Origin of the sequence: Spirosoma sp. KNUC1025 (assembly GCF_045160025.1) — a bacterium.
Taxonomy (GTDB): Bacteria; Bacteroidota; Bacteroidia; order Cytophagales; family Spirosomataceae; genus Spirosoma.
Genome location: NZ_CP087139.1, coordinates 4343523 through 4356382, shown reverse-complemented (window position 1 = coordinate 4356382; position 12860 = coordinate 4343523). Strand labels below are relative to the sequence as shown.

The 12860-nt window shown below is 47.6% G+C and carries 11 protein-coding genes and 1 pseudogene; 5 read left to right on the top strand and 7 right to left on the bottom strand.

Annotation, left to right across the window (positions count from 1 at the left end; genetic code table 11):
* The first annotated feature begins 312 nt into the window (after nt 1-312).
* Nucleotides 313-621: a hypothetical protein gene (locus LN737_RS18950; RefSeq protein ID WP_405511397.1), complete on the top strand. Its 309-nt coding sequence runs from the start codon at nt 313-315 to the stop codon at nt 619-621.
* A gap of 30 nt (nt 622-651) precedes the next feature.
* On the opposite strand, the gene LN737_RS18945 is transcribed toward LN737_RS18950, so the two are convergent.
* The gene (locus tag LN737_RS18945) at nt 652-1677 is read right to left on the bottom strand and encodes a tetratricopeptide repeat protein (protein ID WP_405511396.1); all 1026 of its coding nucleotides are present in this window, start codon (nt 1675-1677) and stop codon (nt 652-654) included.
* A gap of 84 nt (nt 1678-1761) precedes the next feature.
* Here LN737_RS18945 and LN737_RS18940 point away from each other — a divergent pair, with 84 nt between their 5' ends.
* Nucleotides 1762-2010 (top strand): hypothetical protein, encoded by a 249-nt coding sequence (locus tag LN737_RS18940; RefSeq protein ID WP_405511395.1) that lies wholly within the window; start codon nt 1762-1764, stop codon nt 2008-2010.
* A 93-nt stretch (nt 2011-2103) separates the two neighbouring features.
* Here LN737_RS18940 and LN737_RS18935 read toward each other — a convergent pair whose 3' ends face one another.
* Nucleotides 2104-2865: a hypothetical protein gene (locus LN737_RS18935; RefSeq protein ID WP_405511394.1), complete on the bottom strand. Its 762-nt coding sequence runs from the start codon at nt 2863-2865 to the stop codon at nt 2104-2106.
* A gap of 426 nt (nt 2866-3291) precedes the next feature.
* Between LN737_RS18935 and LN737_RS18930 the strand changes: the two genes are divergently transcribed.
* On the top strand, nt 3292-5442 hold the full coding sequence (locus LN737_RS18930) for a nitrite/sulfite reductase (RefSeq protein ID WP_405511393.1): 2151 nt from the start codon (nt 3292-3294) through the stop codon (nt 5440-5442).
* 85 nt (nt 5443-5527) lie between these two features.
* Nucleotides 5528-6280 carry a uroporphyrinogen-III C-methyltransferase gene (gene cobA, locus LN737_RS18925; RefSeq protein WP_405511392.1) on the top strand — a complete coding sequence of 251 codons (753 nt, stop codon included), beginning with the start codon at nt 5528-5530 and terminating at the stop codon, nt 6278-6280.
* Nucleotides 6281-6342: 62 nt separating this feature from the next.
* On the opposite strand, the pseudogene hisS reads toward cobA, so the two are convergent.
* A pseudogene (gene hisS, locus LN737_RS18920) lies at nt 6343-7709 on the bottom strand (histidine--tRNA ligase).
* A 127-nt stretch (nt 7710-7836) separates the two neighbouring features.
* On the opposite strand from hisS, the gene LN737_RS18915 reads away from it, so the two are divergent.
* Nucleotides 7837-7995, top strand: coding sequence for a hypothetical protein (locus LN737_RS18915; RefSeq protein ID WP_405511391.1), 159 nt, complete (start codon nt 7837-7839; stop codon nt 7993-7995).
* 24 nt (nt 7996-8019) lie between these two features.
* On the opposite strand, the gene LN737_RS18910 is transcribed toward LN737_RS18915, so the two are convergent.
* The 4 genes from LN737_RS18910 to LN737_RS18895 all read right to left on the bottom strand — a co-directional run bounded on the left by LN737_RS18910 (nt 8020) and on the right by LN737_RS18895 (nt 12761).
* Nucleotides 8020-8376, bottom strand: coding sequence for a hypothetical protein (locus tag LN737_RS18910; RefSeq protein ID WP_405511390.1), 357 nt, complete (start codon nt 8374-8376; stop codon nt 8020-8022).
* Nucleotides 8377-8486: 110 nt separating this feature from the next.
* Nucleotides 8487-9494 (bottom strand): glycosyltransferase family 2 protein, encoded by a 1008-nt coding sequence (locus tag LN737_RS18905; protein WP_405520457.1) that lies wholly within the window; start codon nt 9492-9494, stop codon nt 8487-8489.
* 96 nt (nt 9495-9590) lie between these two features.
* On the bottom strand, nt 9591-10883 hold the full coding sequence (gene hemL, locus LN737_RS18900) for a glutamate-1-semialdehyde 2,1-aminomutase (RefSeq protein ID WP_405511389.1): 1293 nt from the start codon (nt 10881-10883) through the stop codon (nt 9591-9593).
* Nucleotides 10884-10967: 84 nt separating this feature from the next.
* Nucleotides 10968-12761, bottom strand: coding sequence for a tetratricopeptide repeat protein (locus LN737_RS18895; protein WP_405511388.1), 1794 nt, complete (start codon nt 12759-12761; stop codon nt 10968-10970).
* Nucleotides 12762-12860: the final 99 nt, after the last annotated feature.

Below are 12860 nucleotides of genomic sequence, written 5' to 3'. Positions count from 1 at the left end.
GATCAGTAAAGCGTATATTTTCGTTTTTGGCTGTCCGGTTACGGACATGTGATGTTCACTGACGGACAATCTGATGCGGTTCAAATTAGTAGAAATCGTTACGCCCAACCGGTTTCAGCGATTGTCGATTCGCCAGCTCGATGGGTAGAATACGCTTCCTAATCCGTTTTTATTTTTTGCAGGAACGATTCAAACGAATTTCAGGTAACGATGCTCAGACAGCGAATATCACTATGTCTGTTAACCCTTCTACTCTTGGGGATAAGCAGATTAACATTTGCCCAGAACAAATCCGTAGACAACGAAAAGTTTGTGTTTTTAAATAATGGTGTCACCATCGGTATGATTGTGAAATCGGTACTTAAAGCCGATACAAAGCGGCTTAAACTGACCGAGCAACAGCAGCCCAAGGCTCGCCAGATTATTACGGACGCTACGGTAAAATACAATGATGGGGTTAAAAAGCTGAAGTCATCGGGGATGAACCAGACAAAGCTACGCACCCTGGCCATCGCTGTAGAAACGGAGAAAGCTCATGCCTACAAAACCATTCTGACGCCCGAGCAGTACGCCATACTGGCTGCCCAGCATATGAAAATCTATCCCGAAAGCAAATTATAAACGTAGCGTAACTTATGGTTTGCCTGTGAATCACCGTCGACAACGTAACGCGCGTTCCTGGCGGGCCAGGTCATCACCCGCCAATTCCCCCCGCTGCCAGGCCTCACAGGCCCCGGTTTTATTCCCTCTCGTCAATTCAGCCGTACCTATATAATAATAGAGCTGGTCAACGGAGGCATCCAGCTTCTCGGCCAGTCGAAATTCGGTTAGGGCTTTATCCGCCTTCTGCTGCTCCAGCCAGTATAAACCCAGCGTTTGATGCGCCCATGCATTTTGATTGTCCCGTTGCAGGGATTCTTCTACCAGCGTCAAAGCCTCTGCCGGGCGTTTAAGTTTAAGGAGCAGAAACGCTTTGTTGTTCAGGTAATAAGGCTGGCGTGGCTGACTGGCCAGTGCCTGATTCACATAGATGAGTGCTTCCGCGTATTTTCCCTGACGAGCCAGCAGTAAGCTTTGGTTATTGAGGGCTGCATCCTGTTTCGGATTTAATTGCAGGGCTTTCCGAATATCCTGCTCGGCTGGTACATAGGCTTTCTGACTAAAGAATAAAGCACCCCGATTCGTGAGCGCTTCCACATTATCGGCTTTAAGCTGAAGCGCCCGGTCATACGCTACCTGCGCTTCGGCGGGTTTGTTGAGCCGAACATATGCATCGCCCATCCGAACTTGATAAAAGGTAGAATCCCGATACGTTTTTTCGATATGTTGCAGATCGGCCACGCTGCCCGCTGCATCCCCCGTTTCCAGTCGAACCTCGGCCCGATTGAAATAGGCGGTGCTAAAGTCAGGATCAATATCGAGTGCGCGGGTATAATCGGCTAAAGCCCCTTCCCGATCGTCGTTACGAAATTTTGCCAGCCCCCGGTTATTGTACGCATCCGCAAAATCAGACTTTTTGGCAATGGCTTCCGAGTAGTACCGAATGGCTTCTCTGTATTCCCGCTTTTGCAGTTGCACGTTTCCCTTTAGAAAAAACTGCGCTGCTTCATCGGTTTCATTGGTGCAACTCACTAGCATTCCCGCGCAAACGAGCAGGAAGCAGTAGGAAAAGATCATTTGACGGAATACGCAGTATACCTTTGTGACTGGATTCACCCCCACCCCAGTATTTAATCGCCAATTTTCACTCGTCATCAAACAATGCGTTTCGTTCAGGAGATCCCCCACCCCCAGTTTCGTATTAGTCTTTACGCCTGGAACAGCAAATATATCGTCAAAATCGAAGCGGGTGCGTATGAGCAGACCTATAAGATTAGCGAACTGGACCTTAGTAGTCCGGATGCTCTCCCACTCATGATGGATGGTGTTTTTCTAAATCGTGTAGCCCAGCGTTTTCAGGAGATGCATGCCGACTGGCAGGAAGCAGGAGAACGCCATGGAGAATTCTGACAGAATCTGGTTTCTCCGGCATAAGAAACGGTCACCGGAATAGGATATTCTCCATCTCCAGTGACCGCAGAGCATATAATCAAAAATATCTGCTTAGTTGGGCAAATTAAATGCCTGTTTTACAGCAGCATAATTGGCATAATCGACAGCCGCCAAGCGGCCACTCTTCACGCTACCCGCCACCACCACAATCCGATATTGCGGTAAGGTTGCAAACATGGTCCGGTACGTCTGGATTGGCAGGTTGACTAGATCCGTAATGCCTACATAGGAGTCGCTACTGCTATTATACGTAGCCGTTGGTAAGATAATTTTAGGCGCGAAGTAATTTTCACCCAGGTAATCGGTTGTAACCTGATACGTTGCAAAATCCCGTAACTGAGTGGTTGTACGTGCCGGAATTTGAACGTACCCCTGCGTTACATTGTTTTGAGTAATGCGCTCCGTTAAGGTATACGACTGGGTTGTTGAGTTGAAATCAAGCTGACCAAATTTGTAATAGATATAAATCAGTCCTTTATCAATGGCATCCTTAGTCAACAGCGCATTCGCTGTCGTTTGTGGGGACAACGAAACTTCTTTGGTAATGGGGTTAACGAAAAAGTTACCGCTAACATCAATTGGCTTCCAATCCGTATATACGACATTGGCATTGCCCATTGGTCCGGTAGCCCCGGCTACACCACTAGCGCCCGCTGGTCCAGTAGCACCTGTAGCACCCGTAGCCCCAGTTGCACCTGTCGGCCCGGCAGGTCCTTGTGGGCCTTCTGGTCCTTTGCAGGAAATGACCAGCATGAGCAATAAGGCAAACAGCCCACTACCGGTATGAACAAGATGCGAAAAACGTACTTTCATAGTTTTATCAGTTAGAATTAAATTGGATACAAAGATTTGAATGCAACGGGTGGTTTGACAGAACATCTGAAAATCGCGTCAATATACGGCAAAGTTCCTCATTTCATGCGCCCCTGTGAATCCGATCGCTAAGATTATGAAAACAAACCTACAATAAATATTGTAATGCCTATACGCCCTCCAGTGCGTTTTTACTAAACGTTTCAGCTAACGTATTGTTTCTAATGATTGAGTGGATTCCTCCAATGAGACGCTCAAAACTGCTGCCAATATAACCATTTATTATAGTCCATAACCATTAGTTGGGCATTAGCTGAACCCAACAGGGTCATTAATTAGTTAATATTGGTACTGAAATTTCACGCTGGAACAACCAGCGTTTCGTTTTATTATAATAGTTGATTAATCCTATAGACAATATACCTTATGTCTATCCAGCTGACCGATAATGTAAGCCAGGCCGCTCGTCGTGATATTCTTGACCTTGAGCAGAAAATTAATTCCTTCCGGCAGGGCGACATAGCCGACGAAGCCTTTCGGAAATTCCGACTGACCCGGGGCGTGTATGGCCAGCGGCAAGCCGGTGTGCAGATGATTCGGATCAAGCTCCCACACGGGCGCATTACATCCGACCAGCTAACGCGCATCGCCGATCTGTCGGATAAATATGCGACGGGTAACCTTCATGCCACGACCCGGCAGGATATTCAGCTGCATTTTGTTAAGCTGGCTGATTCACCGCAACTCTGGGCTGATCTCGAAGATGCGGGTATTACGCTCAAAGAGGCTTGTGGCAACACGGTTCGTAACGTAACAGGTTCGGCCAGAGCCGGGGTCGATCCGGAAGAACCGTTTGATATTACTCCGTATGCCCATGCTATTTTCGATTACTTCCTGCGGAATCCGATCTGCCAGGATATGGGTCGGAAATTCAAGATTTCCCTGTCGTCGAGCGAGAAAGACTCCGCCTACGGTTATATGCATGACGTAGGTCTGGTAGCCCGGCTTCAGAACGGGCAGCGTGGATTCAAGGTCATGCTCGGCGGTGGCCTTGGGGCTCAGCCTTTTTCGGCACAAACAGCCTTTGAATTTCTCGAAGAAGACCGTGTCATTCCCTTTATCGAGGGGGTCATTCGGGTATTCGACCGGTACGGCGAACGCCAGAAACGGCACAAAGCCCGTATGAAATATTTACTCAATGACATTGGGCTGGAGGAATTATTACGGCGTATTGAGGAAGAAACCCCTGCTTTGAAGAACAAAACGTTTTCGTCGTTTGAGGCTCAGTCTGCCGGAGCATACCCGGAGCCTGAACCATTCGCAGAGGGCACCGAATCGTTGCTACGTAACACACAAAATTCTAAATTTCAAACTTGGTATAAAACCAACGTTTTCGAGCAGAAACAGGCGGGTTGGTACGCTGTTCAACTGCGCGTCCTGCTGGGTGATATGCACTCAGACACGGCCCGTGCGCTGGCACAGATTGTGAAGCAATATGCTGCCGACGATATTCGGGTTACGGTCAATCAAGGGTATTTACTACGATTTGTCAAGCCACAGGACTTACCGGCTGTTTTCGAAGCTCTGGATGCACTTGGCTTGGCTGAACCTGGTTTCGACACCACGGCCGACATTACAACCTGCCCGGGAACGGATACCTGCAATCTGGCCATTTCCAGCAGCTATGGGATTACAAGGGCCCTTGAGCGAATGATGCAGGAGGAGTTTCCCGATCTGGTTTTCAACGACGACATAAAAATAAAGATATCGGGTTGTATGAATGGCTGCGGTCAGCATTCGGTGGCGAATATTGGCTACCACGGTTCGTCGCTCAAGAACGGTGCCTACGTATTACCAGCCTTACAGGTTTTGCTGGGAGGTGGCTTTAACGGCAAAGGCGAAGGATTGATTGCGGATAAGGTCATAAAAATACCGGCTAAACGTGGACCAGAGTCGCTGCGTTTTTTACTACGTGATTTCGAGAACAATGCCTTCGATGGTGAATATTATAGCGATTATTACGCCCGGCAGGGGAAAAATTATTTTTACCAGTTGCTGAAACCGTTGGCGGATCTCAAGACACTCGTCGATAGTGATTATATTGACTGGGACCATACTGATCAATACGTAACGGAGGTAGGGATAGGAGAATGCGCCAGCGTTTTGATCGATCTGGTGGCAACTACACTGACCGAAGCCAGCGAAAAGCTTGGCTGGGCCAGAGAAGCTTATTCGGAAGGTCGCTGGGCCGATGCGCTTTATCATGCTTACAATGTGTTTATTACAGGTGCCCGGGCTGCGCTGATGAGTCGGGACGTACCAACCAATACCCAACACGGCATTGTAAGCGATTTCGACAAGACATTTGTTGGTGAGCCTGACTTCCATCAAACCGAGGGCGAATTCAAGGCGCTGGTCTTTAGCATTAATAAAGAAGAACCGTCGGAATCTTTCGCACAACGGTTCCTTGCGCGGGCAGAAGCCTTCCTTCAAGCCGTTCAAACATATCGGGAAACACAGATTGAGGTCGAAGGTCTTCCTGAACTGCAGGAATTGACGCAAGCTCAGGATAGTTAATTTTCAATGAGGAGTGAACGCAAACCTGATAAATCCAAACGGACAATCAACCCATGTGTTCAATTCCTCATTTTCTCGTTAAATAATGAAACTTACTCTTGTAGGAGCCGGTCCGGGCGATCCGGATTTAATTACAGTAAAAGGGATCAAGGCGTTGCAACAGGCCGATGTGGTCATGTATGATGCACTCGTCCATCCTGATTTGCTTGAGCATTGCCGGGCAGATGCCCTGAAAGTTTATGTTGGTAAGCGTCGAGGAGCTTATTCCTGCGTACAGGAAGATATCAATCCACTGATTGTGCACTACGCCCGCCAGTATGGGCATGTGGTGCGGTTGAAAGGGGGCGACTCGTTTGTATTCGGTAGAGGGTATGAAGAAGTCGAATTTGCCCGTCAGCATGGTATAGAAACAGCCGTTATTCCTGGCTTATCGAGCAGTTATGCCGTACCTGCATCCGCTGGCATTCCACTGACGACCCGTGGTATTTCTGAAAGCTTCTGGGTCGTTACGGGTACTACAAAAGAGGGACAATTATCGGCTGACCTGCAACTGGCAGCTCAATCTTCAGCAACGATAGTCATTCTAATGGGTATGCACAAACTTGACGCAATCGTGTCGTTGTTTGAAAGCGTTGGCAAACAAGAAACGCCTGTCGCTATTATTCAAAATGGTACGTTGTCCGACGAAAAAATGGTCATTGGAAACGTCAGTACCATCCGCGAAAAAGTCACAGAAGCCGGTGTCGGGAATCCAGCCATTATTGTGATTGGCGAGGTAGCAGTTCTTGCCCAAACAGATTTCCAGGCTTTACACGCTGCAACTTCGTTACGTCAATAAAAGCAAAGTTCATCGAGTAGCTACGGGCTTATTCATTGGCTCATAACTACCCGATGAATATTTTATGAACGAACGACGTGCATTAGTTCAGGTTGGGTCGCCTTGATTTGTTCGCCCGATACCATGTTTTTAAGAGTAAACAAACCCGTTTGCACTTCTTCTGAGCCAATCAGCACCACATAAGGAATTGCTTTCGCATTGGCATAATCCAGCATCTTCTTCACCTTTACCAAATCAGGATACACCTCAGCGGTTATGTTTGTTGCCCGAAGATCACTCAATAAAGGGAGGGCTACCCCACGGGCTTCTGCATCGAACGGCACAAGTAGGACCTGTGTACCCTGTCCGGCAGCAGTCGGAAATAGTGCTAGTTCGTCCATAACATCGTATATGCGATCAACGCCAAACGAGATACCAACCCCTGACAAGCCGGGCATTCCGAAAGCGCCAGTCAGATTATCGTAGCGCCCTCCCCCACTGATACTGCCAATACTAACACTGTTAGCTTTTACTTCAAAAATTGCCCCTGTATAATAGGACAAGCCTCTTGCTAGTGTCGGATCAATGTCTACTCTGCTGTCTTTTAGGCGATAACTATCAACTAACTGAAGTGTTTCTTTAAGTTCTAGAATGCCTTGTTGTGCCATTTCTGAGGTACTAAGCCAGGATTGGAGCTGTGTAAGCACCTTTTGTGTATCCAGATTTTTAAAGGTAAACAAAGGTTCAAGTTGAGCAATGGCATTCGCTGAGAAACCGCGCTCGCGCAGTTCGTCCAGCACTTTCTCCTGACCTATTTTATCTAGTTTGTCAATAGCTACAGATAGCGTTCCTTCCTGACCGGGCGCGCCAATTACTTCGGCAATACCTGCCAGGATTTTACGGTTATTTATTTTCAACGTAAAATCCTGAATACCTAAATTATGGAACACTTCATGCACCATGAGAATAATTTCGGCCTCACAAAGCAGAGAATCCGTTCCCACTACGTCCGCGTCGCACTGATAGAATTCCCGGTAGCGCCCTTTTTGAGGCCGATCCGCGCGCCAGACCGGTTGCATTTGGTAGCGTTTGAATGGCATAGTCAGCGAATTACGATTCATAACGACGTAACGGGCAAATGGAACCGTCAGATCATAGCGTAATCCTTTTTCGGCAATTTTAGGCGTTAATTTCTTTGAACCTAATGCTACATCCAGTTCTGTCAGATCGGCGGCAAAATCGCCGGAATTAAGAATTTTAAACAGGAGTTGGTCGCCTTCCTCCCCATATTTGCCCGTCAGAGTGGACAGGTTTTCCATTGAGGGGGTTTCCAGCGGCTGAAAAGCAAATCGTTGGAAGGTTTGACGGATTGTATCAAAATAAAGAGCCGTTTCCGCATTTGCTCCGGCCCAAAATCACGAGTTCCTTTCGGTAAAGTCGGTTTTTGCATGGTACAAAATTACGAACCTGGGCGAAAAGTCGGCGATTCCGTTTACTTTGTTGTCAAAAAACACTACTTTTGCGGTCTGATCGCTTTGGCGCTCCAATTTTGAACCGATATAGCAAAAAATACAATCATGGCAGTAACAGAATTAAAACGGAAAGCTCGTCGGAATCGGGCTATCGCAAATAACAAAACGAATGCGATCAAGCAACTGCTTCGGAAGCCGACGATCAAGAATGTTGATGTTGAAGCAATTAAAGCCTCATTCGCTGATAAAAAAGCAACGAAGTAAGCTTTAGTCAATCCCAAACAGGGTTCATTTAGCCTCGCTCTTACCCGGCGAGGCTTTTCGTTTTTGGAGTAGCCGTGTCCATTCCCGGTCCATCTTTTTGAGCTCACGACGAACAAACCGGCGGTAATCCAGCTGAGCCCGATAACGTACTGCCTGCCCAAATAACAACAGACCGCCGTTCAACAGTATAAGGCTATAAATGGCCCACAGAAACCACTGGCGAAATGGAACACCGGTATGGCGTATATAAACAGCTTCATTTAACACCCACAAACCAGCGCTGATCAGTAAAAGGCCCAGTGGGGCTATAATTAGCCCTTTTGTGCGGGTACTCATTCGCTTGACCAATCGTTGCCCCGGAGGTTTTGCCAGCTTTGCCATTGTGCGTACGGTATATGGAGCTATCTTTTACGTTACTAACGAAAGTCCTTCCTAATTTATTAATTTACGGGAGTATGCCCGAAAAACTGCGCCTGTAATTTATACGATTGTTAGGATGGGTATTCGATGGTGGCTCCTGTTTCCCGGTAATGTTTTGGTTCGCCAAATCGTTTCCAGCCTTCGCTAAGAAAGCCAATACCATAGCCGATCAGTTGGACGAACGCAGCTCCGACACTAAGGACACCAACCTGCAGGCTTTTTTCTTTCCGGGTCGCATCTATCAGGATGAGTATTGCCAGTAACCCCAGAGCGCCCAGGGAAAGTGTTGCTAAAAGCGGGCTGACAAACGCCCAGATCGGAATAGCGAATATAAAAAGAGTAAATAAGGCCGGAAACGTATGAACGAGTTTTAACTCACCTGGGTAATACCGGGATATGTTGATGCGGGCACGCCCAAAAAAACGTAACTGCCGGAAAAACTGCCCAAAATTCGTACGTCGTTTATGGTAGATAAATGCCTCGGGTATGAGTCCCGTCTGAAAACCATTTTCGATAATTCGAATGGCGAACTCTATATCCTCACCCATACGGCTTAATTTATACCCGCCAATCGTTTTCCACACATTTCGCGAAAGGCCCATATTAAAACTACGCGGATGATACGTTCCTCCCAGGTTACTCTTGCTACCCCGAATCCCGCCCGTTGTGAATGGAGACGTCATTGAATAACTGATCGCCTTTTGAACAGACGTAAAATTCGGATGGGCTTTATCGGGGCCGCCATACGCATCGAGCCACTGCTTGGATAAATGATCGTTGACAGCCTGGAAATAATGAGGGGGTATCAACGCATCGGAATCAAAAATAACAAAGTAATCCCCCTGCGCCCGTTCAAACCCATAATTACGTGTAAAACCCTGCCCGGAATTTTCTTTACTGTAATAGTAAACATCGAGTTGGTTAGCAAAGGCGGATACAACTCGGTCAGCTGTGTTGGTTGAGCCGTCTTCAATCACCAGTACGTCAAAATTCCGATACGTCTGCTTTGTCAGACTATCCAGCAGTTCACGAAGCTCGTCGGGACGATTGAAAACCGGAATGATTACCGAAAAGCGCATACGAATATTCATTAATGAATAGTGAATAATAAGTAGTGTACAATGCACAATTCGTAGTTCACTGTACATAATACACTACTCATTATTCACTATATATTATCCATTTGAAACTGCTTCCAGTAGGCTCTCTTCGTTTGCCTGAATAATCTGATCTACCAGCTCATCAGTCAGGGCTGTTGACAAAAACAGGCTCTCAAACTGAGAGGGAGCCAGATATACGCCACGGTTGAGCATAGCATGAAAATAACGCCCGAATAAGGGCAAATCACAGGATTTGGCCTCCGAAAAATTCGTTACGGACCGGTCGGTCATGAACATGGTAAACATCGAGCCAATGTGGTTGATGGTGAAATTCAACCCGTTTTTCACAAGCGTGGCCCGAAAACCACTCGTCAATTTGTCGCCAATTGACTCCAAACGTGTGTAAACGTCTGGATGTTCGTGCAAGTGCTGAAGCATGGCTAAACCGGCTGACATGGCAATCGGGTTTCCTGAAAGAGTACCGGCCTGATACACTGGCCCAACGGGTGATACTACGTTCATGATATCAGCCCGGCCCCCATAAGCACCCACCGGCATACCGCCCCCAATAATCTTGCCCAGGGTTGTTAGGTCAGGGGTAATGCCGAATCGTTCCTGAGCGCCCCCTTTTGCCAGACGAAAGCCTGTCATCACTTCATCGAAAATCAACAGGGCGCCATACGTATCACATAAAGTTCGTACCCCTTCCAGAAAGCCGGGTTCGGGCAGTACGCATCCCATATTCCCGACAACAGGCTCCAGAATTAGGGCAGCTATCTGATTCTGATTATTTTCAAACAATTCCTCAACGGCGGCAAGATCATTGTAGGGAGCAGTCAACGTATCGGCGGCCGTCGCCCGCGTCACACCCGGACTATCGGGAATGCCCATTGTCATGGCACCACTCCCGGCAGCAATCAGGAAGGAGTCTCCATGCCCGTGGTAACAGCCTTCAAACTTAATAATCTTGTCGCGACCAGTAAAACCTTGGGCTACCCGAATAGCGGCCATAGTAGCTTCCGTGCCCGAATTTACCATCCGGACTTTCTCAAAGGATGGCACCATAGTCGTAATTAATTCAGCCATTTCAACCTCTTTACGGGTTGGCGCGCCAAACGAAAATGAATTCTGAATGGCATCCCGAACAGCTTTTTCGACCGGTTCGAAAGCGTGCCCTAGAATCATTGGCCCCCACGAGTTGATAAGCTCGATATACTGGCGCCCATCCTCGTCGTAGATGTACGGTCCTTTGGCTGATTTGATAAACAGTGGGGTACCTCCCACCGCCCGAAACGCGCGTACAGGCGAATTAACGCCACCTGGTATCAGCGTTTTTGCTTTCTCAAATAATTGCTCGCTCGTGTTCATTGTTGAAAGAGCGAATGAGCGAATGAGTAAATGAGTGAATACTGGTTAGGCTTTTATTCGCTCATTTGCTCGTTTGCTCGTTCGCTAATTAATTTTCACAAATCGCCCATCTTCGTATTTTACGATTGGAACGATCTGGTTTTCATTGGTTTGTGTGTAGTCAAATCCCGAAAGAATGTAATCATCCGTGTCAGATCGAAAGCTATCTCGGTTACGTAACTGCATCCCATTCTTAGCCAGTTGCCGACCAAAAAAGAGCATCATATCATATCCTTCACTCGCAAAAACCGATGGAATGGTATTTCGTTTGGTGACGTATTGCTCTTCAAATTCAATGACCGGTTCCCGCGAAGTATCAATAAAATCCGGGTATAACAGATACAGATCCCGCCGGGTAAATGTTGACTGCGAATTGCGGTAAAAGTTGAACGCGGAAGCCGTAGCAATTACAGAACCGCTTACCCGCCGTCGACCAAGCGCATCAAGCATTCGGGAACCATCCTCATCGTTGCTACTGGCAAAAAAAACGTGGCTTAACGCCATCGGTGTAGTTGACGAAACTGCCGTTTGTGAACGAACCGGCGTGGTTCCAATACCCGTAAACTGCATGGCATTAGCCATTGCCTGCGCATTGCCACTCACCTTTCGGAAATCAACAACCTGGTAATTTTGTCGCTTCAGTTCATTCAGGTAAGCTGCGGCCAACAGAGAATCCTTACGGGACGTTCCAAAATAGATAGCGGCTTTACGACCTGCGTTCAAACCTCGAGCTAGTTCAGCCACTTTTTTAGCCTGCTGATTAACAGAAGGTTGCGCTAAAAATGACAAGGGTTGATTTGTTACCAATTCGCTACTGGTTGCGATGGGATTCAGCAGCAGAATATTGTTCTGGCTGGCATAGGCAGAGGCAATCCGGTTCGGCTCCACATAGAGTGGCCCAATGATCAGATCGGTTTGGGAAAACGCCGGATTATTCAGTAGCTCAAGGGTTTTATTGGCATCGTTATCAACGTCGTACGCGAACAGATTGACCGTTATTCCTTCGTCCTGCAATCGGGCCTTCGCCATTTTCATGCCGTCATACAGATCATACACGTACTGATTCGACCGGGCACGCTTCTCGCCATCAAATTCGTCCAGTCGGAACGGAAACATAACGGCGACGTTATAATACCCTTTCGGCCGGGTATTCCGATTGGACGTCGGCATGGTTTGGTTCGGGCGATCCGCTGAAGACTTGCCCGAGATGACTGTGGTAGATTGAGCAGTAGCGGTACCCGGTACACCAAACCGATTCGTCAGCCGATCCGATAGCTCCAGATCGTCTTTGTCACTGGCCGAACGTTGAATCAAATCGATGAGGGCCAAACCGATGTTGCGGTCATTGGGAAACGCCTTATTTAATTGTTTCAGACGATTCAGGTCGGTTATCCGCGGCAGAAAATTCTGTTCAAGTTTCGTTACGTCCGAACGTAGTGCGGTATCGCCAATTTTCTGGAGTTGACTGAAGGCTTCTTCATACTGCCCCGTTTCCATACTGATAGCAGCCAGCAGATACGTGGCCTCGTCCATCTTGCGCCAATTTGGAAACCCTTCCATCAGTTGCCTTACGCTCTGTCGGGCCTGGGTAAAGTTCTTCTGACGGAAAGCCGCTAAGGCATAATAGTAGTTTGCGTAGGGAGCCAAAGGGCCACGCTGCTGAATAATGGCATTCAGGTTTGATTTAGCCCGTTCGTAATCCCCGGTCTGCACCAACGTTACAGCTGCGCTATACTGTTTCTGTACGTCAGCGGCTACCTGTGCCGTTGCTACCGGAGGACACAGAAGCCAGAGTATACAGATAATGATCAGGGTGAACCAATAAAACCTACCGTTCATGTTTATCAGGGTTACTACACAAAAGCAACGCGAATGGCGTTGCTTTTGTGTTAGAGTTCAATGAATATCAAGCTGATAATTGTGACGTTTGTCTGTCCT